The 14,382-nt window shown below is 53.9% G+C and carries 15 protein-coding genes; 7 read left to right on the top strand and 8 right to left on the bottom strand.

Annotation, left to right across the window (positions count from 1 at the left end; all coding sequences use genetic code 11):
• Positions 1-46 precede the first annotated feature (46 nt).
• The 3 genes from M4I36_RS14415 to M4I36_RS14425 form a co-directional block, all read right to left on the bottom strand.
• On the bottom strand, positions 47-430 hold the full coding sequence (locus M4I36_RS14415; RefSeq protein ID WP_258112450.1) for a DUF423 domain-containing protein: 384 nt from the start codon (positions 428-430) through the stop codon (positions 47-49).
• Between the two features lie 84 nt (positions 431-514).
• Positions 515-1,828, bottom strand: a complete 1,314-nt coding sequence (locus M4I36_RS14420; RefSeq protein WP_258112451.1) for a cytochrome P450 — start codon at positions 1,826-1,828, stop codon at positions 515-517.
• Between the two features lie 49 nt (positions 1,829-1,877).
• The gene (locus M4I36_RS14425; RefSeq protein WP_258112452.1) at positions 1,878-2,702 is read right to left on the bottom strand and encodes an urease accessory protein UreH domain-containing protein; all 825 of its coding nucleotides are present in this window, start codon (positions 2,700-2,702) and stop codon (positions 1,878-1,880) included.
• Between the two features lie 151 nt (positions 2,703-2,853).
• Here M4I36_RS14425 and M4I36_RS14430 point away from each other — a divergent pair, with 151 nt between their 5' ends.
• The 5 genes from M4I36_RS14430 to M4I36_RS14450 all read left to right on the top strand — a co-directional run bounded on the left by M4I36_RS14430 (position 2,854) and on the right by M4I36_RS14450 (position 7,152).
• On the top strand, positions 2,854-3,282 hold the full coding sequence (locus tag M4I36_RS14430) for a Fur family transcriptional regulator (protein WP_258112514.1): 429 nt from the start codon (positions 2,854-2,856) through the stop codon (positions 3,280-3,282).
• Between the two features lie 214 nt (positions 3,283-3,496).
• Positions 3,497-4,489, top strand: coding sequence for a metal ABC transporter solute-binding protein, Zn/Mn family (locus M4I36_RS14435; RefSeq protein WP_258112453.1), 993 nt, complete (start codon positions 3,497-3,499; stop codon positions 4,487-4,489).
• Positions 4,489-5,364 carry a metal ABC transporter ATP-binding protein gene (locus tag M4I36_RS14440; RefSeq protein ID WP_258112454.1) on the top strand — a complete coding sequence of 292 codons (876 nt, stop codon included), beginning with the start codon at positions 4,489-4,491 and terminating at the stop codon, positions 5,362-5,364. The genes M4I36_RS14435 and M4I36_RS14440 overlap by 1 nt, the downstream gene beginning before the upstream one ends.
• Positions 5,354-6,301: a metal ABC transporter permease gene (locus M4I36_RS14445; RefSeq protein WP_258112455.1), complete on the top strand. Its 948-nt coding sequence runs from the start codon at positions 5,354-5,356 to the stop codon at positions 6,299-6,301. The genes M4I36_RS14440 and M4I36_RS14445 overlap by 11 nt, the downstream gene beginning before the upstream one ends.
• Positions 6,298-7,152, top strand: coding sequence for a metal ABC transporter permease (locus M4I36_RS14450; protein ID WP_258112456.1), 855 nt, complete (start codon positions 6,298-6,300; stop codon positions 7,150-7,152). Before M4I36_RS14445 ends, M4I36_RS14450 begins: the two co-directional genes overlap by 4 nt.
• Here the strand turns inward: M4I36_RS14450 and M4I36_RS14455 are convergent.
• Positions 7,104-8,933 (bottom strand): ABC transporter ATP-binding protein, encoded by a 1,830-nt coding sequence (locus M4I36_RS14455; RefSeq protein ID WP_258112457.1) that lies wholly within the window; start codon positions 8,931-8,933, stop codon positions 7,104-7,106. The genes M4I36_RS14450 and M4I36_RS14455 overlap by 49 nt on opposite strands.
• Before the next feature lie 24 nt (positions 8,934-8,957).
• Positions 8,958-9,431 (bottom strand): MarR family winged helix-turn-helix transcriptional regulator, encoded by a 474-nt coding sequence (locus M4I36_RS14460; RefSeq protein ID WP_258112458.1) that lies wholly within the window; start codon positions 9,429-9,431, stop codon positions 8,958-8,960.
• A 174-nt stretch (positions 9,432-9,605) separates the two neighbouring features.
• Between M4I36_RS14460 and M4I36_RS14465 the strand changes: the two genes are divergently transcribed.
• A complete protein-coding gene (locus M4I36_RS14465; protein ID WP_258112459.1) occupies positions 9,606-10,472 on the top strand; it encodes an aldo/keto reductase in 867 nt (288 codons plus the stop codon).
• Between the two features lie 141 nt (positions 10,473-10,613).
• Here the strand turns inward: M4I36_RS14465 and M4I36_RS14470 are convergent, their stop codons facing one another.
• Positions 10,614-11,597, bottom strand: coding sequence for a quinone oxidoreductase family protein (locus tag M4I36_RS14470; RefSeq protein WP_258112460.1), 984 nt, complete (start codon positions 11,595-11,597; stop codon positions 10,614-10,616).
• Positions 11,598-11,767: 170 nt separating this feature from the next.
• Entirely contained in the window at positions 11,768-12,211 is a 444-nt protein-coding gene (locus M4I36_RS14475; protein ID WP_258112461.1) for an Rrf2 family transcriptional regulator, read from the bottom strand.
• A 216-nt stretch (positions 12,212-12,427) separates the two neighbouring features.
• Between M4I36_RS14475 and hmpA the strand changes: the two genes are divergently transcribed.
• Entirely contained in the window at positions 12,428-13,651 is a 1,224-nt protein-coding gene (gene hmpA / locus M4I36_RS14480; protein ID WP_258112462.1) for an NO-inducible flavohemoprotein, read from the top strand.
• 41 nt (positions 13,652-13,692) lie between these two features.
• Here the strand turns inward: hmpA and M4I36_RS14485 are convergent, their stop codons facing one another.
• Positions 13,693-14,370, bottom strand: coding sequence for a Crp/Fnr family transcriptional regulator (locus tag M4I36_RS14485; protein ID WP_258112463.1), 678 nt, complete (start codon positions 14,368-14,370; stop codon positions 13,693-13,695).
• Positions 14,371-14,382 lie beyond the last annotated feature (12 nt).

Here is a 14,382-nt window from a genome sequence, read left to right on the forward strand (position 1 = left end):
CCGCCCTTTGTTGTTCATTAAGGACAGTCTAACACAACACATCTTTTCAGACCCGTTCTGACCGAACACCTTTCCACAATCCAACAGCGAGAAACACCCAACCTGCCAGTAGGCACAATCCCCCGACAGGAGTTAAGACGCCAAGCGCTTTTGCGTCTGTCATACTCAGCACATAGAGACTTCCAGAGAACAGAACAATGCCGACCGTAAACAACCATCCCGCCGCAACGACCAGACGTCCTCCCAGTTTGCGTTGTATGAGTATCCCCACCGCTAACAGAGCGAGCGCATGGTACATCTGATACTGGGTCCCGATGTCGAACACGCCCATCATCTGAGATGACAGGTGGCTCGCCAGGACATGGGCACCAAAAGCCCCAAAAGCCACCGACAAAAATCCGAAAACAGCACCGACTACCGCAAATCCCACAATGTTCCGCCCTTTCTCTGGCGACTATGGCGAGAACCCAATCGGTCCTCGCCACCATCCTTCACACAAGTTGGTTCATCCTAGTTACTGACGTTGAGCCAATTTCATAGGAAAAGACTTGACCCCATAGACGAAGCCGCTGACAATCGGCTCTAGGGGTACAGGGACCGACTCGAAGTTCGTAAAGTACTCCATCATTTTGGTCAAGGCAATCTGGGCTTCAAGCCTGGCGAGCGGTGCACCGAGGCAAAAATGAATGCCGTATCCAAAAGCCATGTGCGGATTGGGTGAGCGGTGGATATCAAAAGACTCAGATTCAGAAAACATCTTCTCATCTCGATTGGCCGACCCAATCCAAACCGTGACTCGCTCTCCTTTGGAAAGTTGCTGCCCCTCTATTTCGACATCTTCCAACACGATTCGACTCGTCGCTTGGACGGGTGAATAATATCGTAGCGCCTCTTCCATGGCCCCGGGAATCATCGAGCGATTGGCCTCGACTTCGGCCAAGGCATCCGGATGCTCTGTGAGACAGCGCCAAGTATTCGTAATGAGATTCGTCGTGGTCTCGTTGCCAGCTGCCAAGAGAAGGACGCAAAAACTGAGCAATTCCTCCATAGACAACTTCTCTCCATCCAATTGAGCTTCGAGCAAGGCTCCAATCAAATTATCTCGAGGGTGCTTCTGCTGATGAGCGACAATTTCCCGGAAATACTCGTTCAACTCGCGCCTTCCGACCATTTTCCGATTCATCAAGTCCATCAAGGCTTCCGGACGTGCGTCGGACGGTCCCTCCACCAATAAATCAGACCATTTTTTGAACAATTCTCGATCCGCTGGTGGAACCCCCATCATTTCCGCGATGACGATAACCGGAAGAGGGTAGGACAACTCAGCAACGACATCCATGACCTTCTCCTCCGACGCAGTCGAGGAATGGGAGGCGAGGCGTGACGAGACATCCTTCAACAGTTCTTCGGCGATTTCCGTAATTCGCGGTGCAGAAGCAGCGATGGCTTTTGGTGTGAACGCGAGGTTGATGAGACTGCGAAGTTCCGTGTGCCGCGGTGGGTCCATACTGAGGATGTTAGGCGTAAACTCGCCCATCCCAGATTCGCGTCCCGCAAACCTCGCAGAGGAAAAATGTGTATGGTTGCGCAGGATGGACTGGGCCTGTGCGTAGCCAAATACGTCCCATGTTTGGCTCTCTTCATCCCGAAGTATGGGCCCGACACTGCGCCTCTCCCGGTACCAAGCAAATGGATTCAAGCGCTCTTCACGAGTTCTTAGTGCACTGCGAAGAAAACCAGCCAGCGGGTTATTCGGTCCTGCTTGGGATGCTGCGGCAGCCCCTGCTCGCCGCAACATTTCATGTGCTTCCGATGCCTGTGACTCCATTCTTCCCACTCCCCTTTTTCCCGTGTCTCCCCTCTATGATGACACATTGTCAAAGCAATGTCAGTGCAGCCTGCCAAGACAACACACCGCCGAGCAAAATTAAGAGAATCCCGGACAGAAAAGCCATGTTCTCCGCGGCTCGCCAACTGTCAAAGTGGGCCAATGTACTCTTTGCACGAACCACCAGTACGCCGAGCGTGGACATGGTCGTGGCGGATCCAACAGAGAAAGCGACCACCAACCAGATTCCCACGGACATTTGATGGACGGCGACGGCGGACAGCAGAATGGCGAGCGCCGACGGACAGGGTATCAAGCCCGTCAGAAAGCCTACGGAAACCAGTTCCGGCAACGTAGATGGTTCACGCTCGACAGCAAAGTGATGGTGATGATGGTCGTGGTGACCACTTTCGTAGCTGTGAGCATGGACGTGGGCTTGGACGCCCCGTGCGGATGGCACAAGGCCACCTTCATCGCTCCCACCTGCCGGCGAAGTGGACACAAGTGCTGGGGCTGTGGAACCTTCGAGTGCCACCTCACGAAGACGCCCGATGACCTGTACCTTGGGCCGTAACCGTCTGACGACCATCCTTCCCCCGAGATAGACCACAACCAATCCAGATACGAGTTCAACCGCCGTCTGCAGACTGTGTTCGGCGAGGACGAGATGACTCCCCGCGTGAAACAAGACCGCCAACAGGAAAATCGATAGCGTATGCGCAAATGCGGAAACGCAACCAATCAGAACTGCGTCCTTCGCTTTTGCTCCAGTAGAGACAAGATAGGCGGACAGCACGCCCTTCCCGTGACCTGGTTCCAACGAATGCAGTGCGCCGAGCCCCGCTGCTGCTGGAAGCGCATAGATAAGCACCATACAAGCATCCCCCTGAAGACTTGCTGTAGGTTTCATGGACAACGTATTCTTAGAGGATAGCGGTGATGCCTGAAAGCTGCGGATGCCTTCTGTACCGATTCGTGATAGAGTGAAAGCAGAAGATGCGAGGGGAGCGTTCTAGGTGGACCAGATGGCCGAAGTGCTGCAACAACTCAAAGATGCCGGATACAAGTTCACTGGCAAACGCGAGATGATTGCAGACATTTTCGTGGAGCACAAAGATAAATACCTGACAGCCAAAGATGTGTATGAATGGGTCCGCGAAAAATACCCGAGTGTCAGTTACGATACCATCTACAGAACCCTCAATCTGCTTGGCGAATTGGGGATTATTGAAGAGATGGAATTTAACGAGGATGCCGTTCGCTATCGACTCACGTGCGAAAAACAGCACCATCATCATCTCGTCTGCGTGCGTTGCGGGGCCATCTCTCCGCTTGACGACTGCCCGATGGATGCACTAGCAGGCGTTCCATCGGACTTCAAAGTCGTCAGCCATCGCTTCGAAGTCTATGGCATTTGCCACGACTGCCAAGATGCTGCGGACAGTTCACGATAATCGCGAGAAGCGGCCAAAACGCTGCGCATTCCAGTTTGAATGACAAAAAATCACTCCGGAAACCCGGAGTGATTTTTTGTGACGGATACCTACAGAGACAGCAGCGGGATCGACCATGATTATTTCGTAACGATTCCTATTTACAATTCGTAATGATGCTGATATACTCGCTCTGAAATGGGAAGACTAGGTATCCTACAGGAGCGATGAGACGATGACCACCCCTTTTACGAAATCACCTTTTTGGAAGCACTCGTTACCTACGTTTGCCGCGGTCGGCCTGATTCTGGCGGCTGCAGTCGGCTGCGGTTCCGCCCCCGCAGAACTCAACTCATCGCACTCCTCGACTACGCCGGCCACCAAGCTGACGAATTCATCCACCGTGATTCGCGCAGTGGGTGCAGAAAACGAGTATGCTAACGTGATTTCACAAATTGGCGGTCCGTACGTACAGGTGACCGCTATCATGAGTAATCCGAATACCGACCCGCATACATTCGAAGCCAGTCCACAAGTGGCAAACGTCATCAGCAGCGCAAAACTCATCGTGCAAAACGGACTGGGTTATGACACGTTTATGAGCAAACTGGAAAGTGCATCGCAAAATCCGGCGCGGACCGTGATTGACGTGCAACACCTGCTCGATTTACCGGACAGCACGCCGAATCCGCATCTTTGGTACAGCCCCTCCACCATGCCGGTGGTGGCGACCGCCATCGAGAATAGGCTGAGCCAGTTGCAACCTGCACACAAAGCTTACTTTCAGGCAAATCTGCAGCGATTCCTTCATTCACTGCAGCCGTGGAACGCCGCCATCACCGCGTTGAAGGCCCAGTACCCGGGTGCGCCCGTGGCAACAACCGAACCCGTCGCAGATGACATGCTGAACGCCGCCGGACTCAAGAACGAGACACCATGGACATTTCAGGCGGACGTGATGAATGGTACGGACCCTTCTCCACAGACTGTCGAGATTCAAAAAAAGCTGTTCACCGAGCATCGTGTCAAGGTGTTTCTTTACAACCAACAGGTGGTCGATCCGCTGACCAACTCGCTTCTTCTCTTGGCCAAGCAAAACAACATTCCGGTGGTAGGCGTGTACGAAACCATGCCACCCAACGAAAACTATCAAACTTGGATGCTCCGAGAAGTTCAAGATGTACAGGCGGCGCTTCAAGATCACAAATCGACGGAGACGATGAACTGATGAAACAGCTCATGCGAAAAATCGCTCCCTTATCGAGCACAGAACGCACTGTGGAAGACACAACGCGCGATGCGGTTCTGGAAGTTCGCGGCGTTTCTGTTCGCTTCGGGGCGCGGGATGTCTTGCGGAATGTGAATTTTGTGGTGCGTGAAGGCGAATTCATGGGCTTCATTGGCCCAAATGGGGCGGGGAAGACGACTCTGCTGCGTGTCATTCTCGGACTGCTTACGCCAACGTCCGGCAGCGTCCACATCGATGGCCTACCCGCTCGGCATGGCAACTCGTTCGTCGGATATGTTCCTCAAAAAATTCAGTTAGAACCAGACACACCCATGCGCGCTCGCGACCTTGTTTCACTCGGCCTCGACGGCCACCGCTTCGGCGTGCCACTGCCAAGCAAACGCCGCCGACTGAAAGTGGATGCGGCGCTCGCCGCAGTCCACGCGCAAAGCTTCGCCGATGCTCCAGTCGGACGCTTGTCGGGCGGAGAGCAGCAACGGTTGCTCATCGCACAGACACTTCTCACCAAGCCGAAACTGCTGCTACTGGACGAACCTCTGTCCAATCTGGACATCCGCAGTGCCCACGAGGTCGTGAATCTCGTCGCCGAGATTGCCAAAGAACAGCATGTCGCCGTCATGCTGGTTGCTCACGACATGAATCCGCTGCTCAGCGTCATGGACCGCATTGTCTACCTCGCCGATGGAAAGGCCCTCATGGGTCCAGTCGACCAAGTCGTGCAGAGTTCCGTTCTCAGTCAGCTCTATGGCTACCCCGTGGAAGTGTTGCGCGTCAAAGGTCGCATCCTCGTGGTCAGCGGGCCGGGCACAGAAGCATCTGCACCAGAAGAGGAGCCTCTCTCTTATGTGGAGTGATGTCTTCCACGCCGTGTTCGCGCCCGGCTTCTTTCAGAACGGGTCCGTCCGTCAAGCTCTGCTACTCGGCAGTGCAACCGCGATACTCTCGGGAATGGTTGGTGTATTTGCCGTCCTCCGCGGCCAGTCGTTCGCTGGTCATGCGCTCGGCGATTTTGGCGCTACAGGCGCCTCAGGCGCCTTTTTGCTCGGCGCCCCTGCCATCTGGGGCTTTCTCACCGTCGGACTCCTCGGAGGCACAGCCATGGACGTACTCGGCCGCCGCCCTCGGGAGCGAGACGTGGCAACAGGTATCACACTGACTTTCATTCTCGGTCTCGGCGCCCTGTTTCTCTACTTCGATACCACGCACAGCAACACCACAGGAGCTCCAATGACCATTCTGTTTGGTTCGATTTTTTTGATCGATCCCGCTCTTGTCCCTATCACTCTCTCTTTGGCCATACTCACGCTCATGCTCTTGTTCGTTCTCTATCGACCCCTGCTGCTGAGTTCTCTCAGCCCCGACTTGGCGAGAGCGCGCGGCGTACCCGTTCGCGTCGTCAGCATTCTGTTCATGTCGGCGTTGGCGATGACCGTCGAACAAGCAGCCATTCTCATAGGTGCGCTGCTTAGCACGGCCTTGCTCATCGGCCCCGCAGCCACGGCGATACGGCTCGTCAAACGTCCTGGCCAAGCCATGACCGTTGCGGCCCTGGTTGGACTGTTGGCAACATGGCTCGGCATTCTCTGTGCCTATGACAGCTACAACTGGCCGCCACTCCATCGCGGCTGGCCAGTGAGTTTCTTTGTAGCTGCACTCCTCTTGTTGTTTTATCTTGCGGCCAGCGCCGGAGCTACATCGATTTCGCGCGTCAGAATACGGCGGAACCCTTACAGGCATTTTCCACAAACGTGGAAAAAGGTTGCATCGCCGAGAGAGCGAGGAGACGCATGAGTACACTCTGGTCATGGTTGTTCCCACCTGGACTGTTTTCTTCCAGCTTTATGGTCGACACGTGGGAAGGGGCCAGCATCGTCGCCGTCATCGCTGGTTTCGTGGGTTTCTTTGTGGTCCTCCGCGGCTCTGCTTTTGTGGCGCACGCTTTACCCAAAGGAGGATTTGCCGGTGCGGCGTGTGCCACATTTTTCGGCTTCAATTCCATTCTTGGTTTAGCCATGTTTAGCGTCGGCGGTGCGCTTGGAATCGCCTGGCTGGGTCGCCGCGGACGACACGATGTGGTCACTGCTTTGACGCTCGTGTTTCTGCTCGGAACAGGAGCCCTCTTTCTCAATTTGAACAACCTCTACGCGCCGGAGATTTATAGCCTCCTGTTTGGCGAAATCCTCGGTATTACGCACCGGGAAGTTCTCGACACAGCCGCCATCGGGGTCATCTCTGTCGTTTTGCTCGGTTTTCTCTACCGTCCCTTACTGCTACTGTCCATCCTTCCGACGACTGCCGAAGCCCGCGGCATCCGACCGCGCCGGATGGAGACGGTATTTCTCATCGTAGTTGGTCTCGCAACGGCAGTCACCGTGCCGATTGTGGGAGCACTTTTGTCCTTCAGCCTGATGATAGCTCCTGCTGCAGCAGCGCGCTATTGGACCGTCCGTCCTCTTCACGCCATGGGATTGTCCGCTGCCATCGCGGTCTTCATCGTCGCTCTATCCATCTTCCTCTCTTACGATACTGGCTGGCCAGTGGGTTTTTTTGTTGCAGCACTCGCTGCCGCCGTGTATGCATTGTCACGCGCACTTCATCCCACCACGCGCACATCTTCCAAAGCGCGGGCGAATTGTTCGTGAAAGAGTCGTTGATAGAGACCGCCTGTTTCGAGAAGCTCTGCGTGCGTACCGTGTTCCCGAATCTGACCTTGCTCCACGACATAGATACAGTCGGCTTCTAACACGGTACTCAATCGGTGCGCGATGACAATGGCGGTGCGCCCCGTCAACAGTGCCGCCAATGCGTCTTGCACGGCGCGCTCAGAAGCCGAATCGAGCGCTGAAGTGGCCTCGTCTAACACGACAACTCTCGGATTTTTGAGCAGCACACGCGCAATCGACATACGCTGCTTCTCGCCGCCCGAAAGCTTGTGCCCACGCTCACCCACCACGGTGTTATACCCCTCAGGAAGAGAGACAATCAGGTCGTGGATGGCCGCTGCTTTGGTCGCTGCGACCACTTCGTCGTCAGTGGCGTCTGGCTTGGCAAAGCGCAAGTTGGCGAGAATCGTGTCGTGAAACAAAAAAGTATCTTGCGTCACCATGCCCATGGCCACAGAGAGCGAAGAGAGTCGAATGTTTTTTAGGTCGATACCATCGAGCGTGACCGAGCCCGCGGACGGGTCGTACAGTCTGGCCACCAAATAGCTTATCGTCGACTTGCCCGCGCCACTTGGCCCGACGAGCGCAATCATTTGGCCAGGTTTGGCCTCGAGCTGGACATGGTCGAGTGCTAGCCGGTCTCCCCCGTATGAAAAGCAGACGTCGTGGAACTGCACGTGACCTCGCACCTCGGGCACATCGACCGGCTCTGCCGCATCCTCGATGGACGGGGTTAAATCGAGATATTCAAAGAGTCGGTCAAACAAAGCTACACTGCTGTACACATTGACACCCGTATTCGCGAGAGACGAGACCGGCTGGAGGAGTCGCGTGAGAAACACCGTAAACGCTACCATCGTGCCGATGGAGACCGTTCGACCAAAAAACGGATGTCCTCCGACGAAATAAATGATAGCTGGTCCGGACGCGGTAATGATACTGAGAAACATGAAAAACCAGCGGCCAACGAGCGTCTGCTTAATATCGAGCGCGCGAATCTCCTGGCTAATGCCAGTAAAATGCTCCACCTCTTGTTGCTGCCGGCCAAACAGTTTAATCAACAGGGCTCCGCTCAGCGACAGCGTTTCGGCCATATGCGACGACATCTCGCCGATTTTTGCCTGCGTGTCCCGCCGCACCCGATACGTGATTTTTCCCACCTGGCGCAACGGCAAGATGAAGATAGGCAAAATGGCAAGCGAGACGACAGCGAGTTCCAGATTCATCTCCAACATCGCGATCGTCGTGGTGACCACCACCAGCAGATTGTTCAGCGTCTGCCCATACGTCTGCGTGACCACGCTCTGCAACTGTTGAACGTCATTTGTCATGCGCGACATCACTTCGCCCGTCTTGGTCTTCGTAAAAAAGTCGACGGGCATGCGCTGCAAGTGGGCGTAAAGCTTGACGCGCAAGTCATTCATGACCGCCTCGCCAATCCACGAGTTGATGTACGTCTGCAGTACTCCAAGGAGAGAACTGGCCACAATGAGTCCGATAATCCAGACCGTCAATTTGTCCAACAGCGGATAGTTGTGCTTGAGCAGCGCATTGTCGACAATTTGCCGCATCAATACAGGTTGCAGTGTGCCGAAAATAGCCGCTAGGGCAATGACAAAAATAACCGAGATGAGAGGGACTTTATAGGGGCGAAAATAACTCCAGATGCGCTTCCACGGAACCTTACGCAACGGAATTTTCTGACTCTTGTCGAGGGTCTTATACGACGAAATCCGTCCAAACCCGCTACCTCCGTGCATCGTTCTTTCCTCCTTTATTGCACCCTATCGTCGCGGCACATTCGATGCGCTCCCCGCATCCTTCATCACCTCGGCCAGACGCGTGAGTAACCGCACCAACACTTCTACCTCTCCGGCTTCAAAGGCAGCAAAACTTGCGGCCAGTAAATTTTCCTGAGCCCGCCGCCCAGCTTCCAGCGCCTCGCGACCGGATATCGTCAAAGAGACAGAACGAGAGCGTGCGTCCGCCTCATCCACGCGACGTTCCACAAGTCCAGCCAATTCCAATCGGTCAATCATCTGCGACATCGTGCTTGCTCTCACATCGAGTCGCTCGGCCAGTTCACCCATCGAGCAGGATTCGCATCGCCCCAGCGTTCGCAGAATGAGCCATTGCGATCTCGTTGGTTCCACTCCCTCTATCTCGGCAAAGCGCTGCCTTCGCAACAGGCGATGCAGTTGTTGCATAGCATCCAAAAATTGTCCCATCATGCCGTTCTCTCGCATCTCGTCCTCCATCTCCGAAAACACCTCCTGCGGTCCATAAGCCAACCGCAACCGTTCACTCCATTCCGGATTTCAGTTTATCTAGCGAAACTAAATAAATCAAGGAGTATGGACCCAGAATTTCGCTCTGAGTCCAAAGAGCGATAAAATGGACAGTGTACCCAGTCGAAATGGAGGAGTGCAGAGATGGCGACAGACAGCGTTCACGCAAAACAATCCGGTACCTTCACGCTTGGAGGAGATTTGCCGGTTCACCGCCTCGGCTATGGCGCAATGCAATTGACGGGCCCTGGCATTTGGGGAGACCCGAAAGACCCTGACGAGGCGGTTCGCGTGCTCAAGCGCGCGCTTGAACTCGGCGTCAACTTTATCGATACAGCCGACTCATATGGACCGTTCGTATCGGAGATGCTCATCCGCAAAGCACTGCATCCGTATCCGAAAGACTTGGTTATCGCGACCAAAGCAGGTCTGACTCGATGCGGTCCCAACGATTGGCGCCCAGTCGGCCGACCCGAATATCTGCGCCAGCAAGTCGAGCTCAGTCTGCGCCATCTGGGTCTAGAGCGGATCGACCTCTTGCAGTTGCACCGCATTGACCCGAAGGTTCCATTGGAGGAACAAATTGGGGAGCTTGCTTTGCTCCAAAAAGAGGGGAAAATTCGCCACATTGGCCTAAGCGAAGTGACCGTGGAACAGATTGAGCAGGCGAAGAAGATTGCAACCATCGTGTCGGTGCAAAATTTGTACAATCTGGCCAAGCGAGACGCCGAATCCGTGCTCAGATACTGCGAAGAACACGAGATGGGCTTCATCCCCTGGTTCCCGCTTGCGACTGGCGCACTTGCCAAAGAAGGTGGCCCGCTGGATGAACTCGCAAAACGTCATCAGGCGAAGCCATCGCAACTCGCACTGGCCTGGTTGCTCAAAAAATCGCCTGTCATGTTGCCCATACCTGGAACATCCTCCGTTGCCCATCTCGAAGAGAATATGGCAGCAGCTGCGATAACACTCGACCCAGCGGACTTCGACGCGCTGACCCACGCCGTCTGAACAGACTCGGTCGCTTGATGACACGTCCGCTTTCCATGCTTCTCAACAAGGCAGGTCAGACCGCGGCTCTGGGTTCGACGGATGAGAGCCGCGGTGGACACCTGCGAGCAGAGCGGATCTGCATGCTACGACGCAGTCCGTTTAAGGCTGAACAACGAGCACAATCTTTCCTGTGCTTTGACGGCTCTCCAGCAACTCATGCGCCTTTTTGCAGTCTTCGAGCGGAAAACGCGCACTGACGGGCACATGCAGCTTGCCACTGGCCGCCAAACCCAAGACGGCGTCCACCGATGGACGCAAGGTTTGCGGACGCAGGCGACGGGTGGTTCCCATGCTGTATCCTCGAACGGATCGACAACTGCCGTGCAACTCCTGGGTCTGGACCTGTCCGGGCTTCCCTGAAGCACTGCCGAAGGCCGCAATTCGACCGAACGGAGCCAAGCAGCGCAGGTTCTCCGCAAAGCCATCGCCTGCGACGGAGTCTAGGATGACATCGACTCCTTTTCTCTCCGTGGCTTCCAATACACCCTCGGCAAAGCCCCCATTGGCCGCTTTAATGACCACGTCTGCGCCGTGTGTGCTCGCAAACTCCATTTTCTTCGTACTGCCGACCACACCAATGACTCTACTGGCTCCCAAGTGCCGCGCCAACTGAAGTGCGACGGAACCCACACCTCCGGCCGCAGCATGGACCAACACGCGCTCTCCTGCCGCCAATTGCGTCACTTTTGTCAACAATTCATAAGACGTCACAGCAACCGTCAGCATGCCTGCGGCCGTGTGCCAATCCAGGTTCTCTGGAATTTCGTAAGTCAAGTCCACCTTAGCGACCACATATTCGCTGTACGATCCGCCGCTAGGGAAGGCGACCACTCTCTTCCCTTGCCATCCAGCATCGACTCCCTCGCCCAGCTCATCCACAGTTCCGGCTACATCCAACCCGGGCACAAAGGGCGGCTGTCCACCCGCATGGTAGCGGCCTTGGCGAGCCATCACATCGGCAAAATTGACGCTCGTCGCCACGGTCCGAATGCGCACCTCCCCCGGACCTGGCACGGGCATCTCCTTATCCACATAGCGCAACACATCGGGTCGGCCAAATGCCGTCACAACCACGGCTTTCATCGGTCCATCGTCCCTCCAAACTGAGTGCAATTCACGCCTCATTATAGTCCCTTCAACAAAGGCAGTGCACACACCACGACAGTCCCCGTCTGTCCGCTTGATGTCATAGTTGAAGGACTGTTAGTCGAGTTCTACATGGTCGGCGCCTTGCTCTTGTTGACATCGATGCTTCACGAGAGAGGCAATTCAAACTGCTTTTGTAGTGCTTGTCGATTCACAATCATGTCGGCCAAAGTATACTTGTCCAGAACCTCAAGATAGGCCCGTAGCGCTTCCGAGAATACTCCTTTCAGACGACACATCGGATTGAGAATGCAAAAACCGTTCTCTTCATCGAAACACTCGACCAAATTCCAGTTATCTTCCGTATGGCGAATCACCTCGCCAATGCAAATTTCCTCAGGTGGCTTCGCAAGTCGAATACCGCCAGAGCGGCCGCGAACCGTTTTCAAATAACCGAGCTTGCCAAGCTCGTGAACCACTTTGACCAGATGGTGATTAGAAATGCGGTAAACTCGCGAAATGGATTCAATATTGGATAATTCGTTATCGGGCTGCAGCGCCACGTAAAGAAGAATCCGCAGAGAATAGTCACTAAATCGCGTCAGATTCATGAATAACCCTCCAAGTGTCCGAGACATTCTACCCGTGTCTAACAACATCCTAACCGAGAAACCGAAGATCAGATGGAGAAAGTGTCAAATTATCTCCACAAAAGATGCATATAAAATACACCTTTAATGCGGCGAAGGGTCTATACTGTCGTCGTTGTGGTTTTACTTCACTCCGTTGCGCTCTTTCTTCACCCATTGTCCTAGGAGGTCATGCCCTTGTTGTCCAAACAGACCATCGAAATTATCCGCTCCACCGTCCCTGTTCTCGAGATTCACGGAACAGAAATCACGACCAGGTTTTACGCTCGGCTCTTTGAAAACACCCCCGAGTTATTGAATGTCTTTAATCATAGCAATCAACAGGAAGGTCGCCAACAGACAGCGCTGGCAAACGCAGTTTACGCAGCTGCCGTACACATTGATCGATTGAATGACATCATGCCCACCGTCAAGCAAATTGCTCAAAAACATAGAGGTATCGGAGTGAAGCCAGAACATTATCCGATTGTCGGTGAGAATCTGCTCGCAGCAATGTCTGAAGTTTTAGGGGATGCAGCCACACCGGAAATCCTTCAAGCTTGGTCAGAGGCCTATGGTGAAATTGCAGGGGCGTTCATTTCCGTCGAGCAGCAAATGTATGAAGAAGTCGCCAATAAACCAGGAGGATGGATTGGGTACCGGCGATTCATTGTCGATAAAAAGGTGGTCGAAAGCGACGTTATCACGTCCTTTTACCTACGTCCAGAGGATGGCTCCGCCATTGTCTCTTACGAACCGGGGCAGTACCTGACTTTCTCGATTCACATTCCTGGCGAAAAATACGCACATGTTCGACACTACAGCCTATCGGACGTACCAAACCCAAATCACTACCGCATCTCCGTCAAACGAGAAGACACCATACCCAATCAGCCACCTGGGAAAGTGTCCACTTATCTCCATGCACACGTTAACGAGGGTGACGTCTTGGAAGTGAGTGCTCCCGCAGGCGACTTTATCCTGTCAGACACAGACACCATTCGGCCGCTCGTCTTCCTCAGTGGTGGAGTTGGTATGACGCCCATTTTGAGTATGCTGAAGTCGGCATTGCACAACAACGCAACGCGCGACATCACCTACATTCACGCAGCCATCAACGGAGATGTGCACGCCTTCCAAGAAGAAGTGGAGACACTCGCGAAATCACATCCCAACCTGACCTACAAGGTTGTCTACGAAACTCCCACAGAAAACGACCAAGTGCAGCGTAAATTCGATAAATCCGGATTTATTGACCTACCTTGGTTACAGTCTGTACTGGCCGGACCCGAGGCGGACTTTTACTTCTGTGGACCTGCGCCCTTCATGCACGCCATGAATCGCTCTTTGCGCGATTTTGGAGTTGCGGAGCAAGACATTCACTATGAAGTTTTTGGCCCTCAACTGTCTTTCACCGCTTAAGCAAAGAAAAAGAAGAAGAAAAAAACTGACCGGCGACTCTCTCAGTCGTCGGTCAGTTTGTCAAAATGAAAAGTCCACTGGTCAGTCCTCCCGGTAATGACCCCTTCGCGGCGCAATTCGCTCCACACGCGATTGACGGACTCACGCGTGACGCCAATCATCTGAGCCATCTCAGAATGCGTCAAAGGAAGTTGGATGTGCGCTTGGTTTCCACAAATCTCTCCATGTTCCTCCGCCAAATGTTTCAACAACGCGATAACACGATGGCGCGAATCGTAGAGCGAAAGCTCTTGAATTTTCAACTGGAGACGAGAAATTTGAGTACTCATCACAGCCATGACTTTATGCGTAATGTCTTCATGAGCTTCTAAAAAAGCATCGAACTGAGTACAGCGAATCGACAAGAGTGTAGTCGCATCCATCGTTTGAGCGGTCCCAGGATACGGGACCCGACTAAAAAAGCCAATGTGCGGGAACATCTCGCCAACGCCAAGTATGTTAACGATATGCTGACGTCCGTCTTTATTGACTTGAAAAACCTTCACCAATCCTCGAAGAATGAAGAAAACAAATTCGCGCTCGTGGCCTTCCATAAAAATCGTATATCCTCGGTCAAATGTATGCATGGTCGCCATGCTCTGAATTTCCGTCAGTTGCTCCGTCGTAAAGTCTTGAAAGATATTTACTTTTCTCAAACTATCGAGCTGAACCTGCGACACAGAACAGTCTCC

Source organism: Alicyclobacillus sp. SP_1, from assembly GCF_024706985.1.
GTDB lineage: Bacteria > Bacillota > Bacilli > Alicyclobacillales > Alicyclobacillaceae > Alicyclobacillus_I.

Excerpts from the sequence above, each read along its gene's own strand:
- M4I36_RS14475 (WP_258112461.1), bottom strand. The coding sequence starts at position 12,211 with ATGAATCTGACGCGATTTAGTGACTATTCTCTGCGGATTCTTCTTTAC.
- M4I36_RS14420 (WP_258112451.1), bottom strand. The coding sequence starts at position 1,828 with ATGGAGTCACAGGCATCGGAAGCACATGAAATGTTGCGGCGAGCAGGG.
- M4I36_RS14465 (WP_258112459.1), top strand. The coding sequence starts at position 9,606 with ATGGCGACAGACAGCGTTCACGCAAAACAATCCGGTACCTTCACGCTT.
- M4I36_RS14435 (WP_258112453.1), top strand. The coding sequence starts at position 3,497 with ATGACCACCCCTTTTACGAAATCACCTTTTTGGAAGCACTCGTTACCT.
- M4I36_RS14430 (WP_258112514.1), top strand. The coding sequence starts at position 2,854 with ATGGCCGAAGTGCTGCAACAACTCAAAGATGCCGGATACAAGTTCACT.
- M4I36_RS14445 (WP_258112455.1), top strand. The coding sequence starts at position 5,354 with ATGTGGAGTGATGTCTTCCACGCCGTGTTCGCGCCCGGCTTCTTTCAG.
- M4I36_RS14440 (WP_258112454.1), top strand. The coding sequence starts at position 4,489 with ATGAAACAGCTCATGCGAAAAATCGCTCCCTTATCGAGCACAGAACGC.
- M4I36_RS14425 (WP_258112452.1), bottom strand. The coding sequence starts at position 2,702 with ATGGTGCTTATCTATGCGCTTCCAGCAGCAGCGGGGCTCGGCGCACTG.
- M4I36_RS14450 (WP_258112456.1), top strand. The coding sequence starts at position 6,298 with ATGAGTACACTCTGGTCATGGTTGTTCCCACCTGGACTGTTTTCTTCC.
- M4I36_RS14455 (WP_258112457.1), bottom strand. The coding sequence starts at position 8,933 with ATGCACGGAGGTAGCGGGTTTGGACGGATTTCGTCGTATAAGACCCTC.
- M4I36_RS14460 (WP_258112458.1), bottom strand. The coding sequence starts at position 9,431 with ATGGAGGACGAGATGCGAGAGAACGGCATGATGGGACAATTTTTGGAT.
- M4I36_RS14470 (WP_258112460.1), bottom strand. The coding sequence starts at position 11,597 with ATGAAAGCCGTGGTTGTGACGGCATTTGGCCGACCCGATGTGTTGCGC.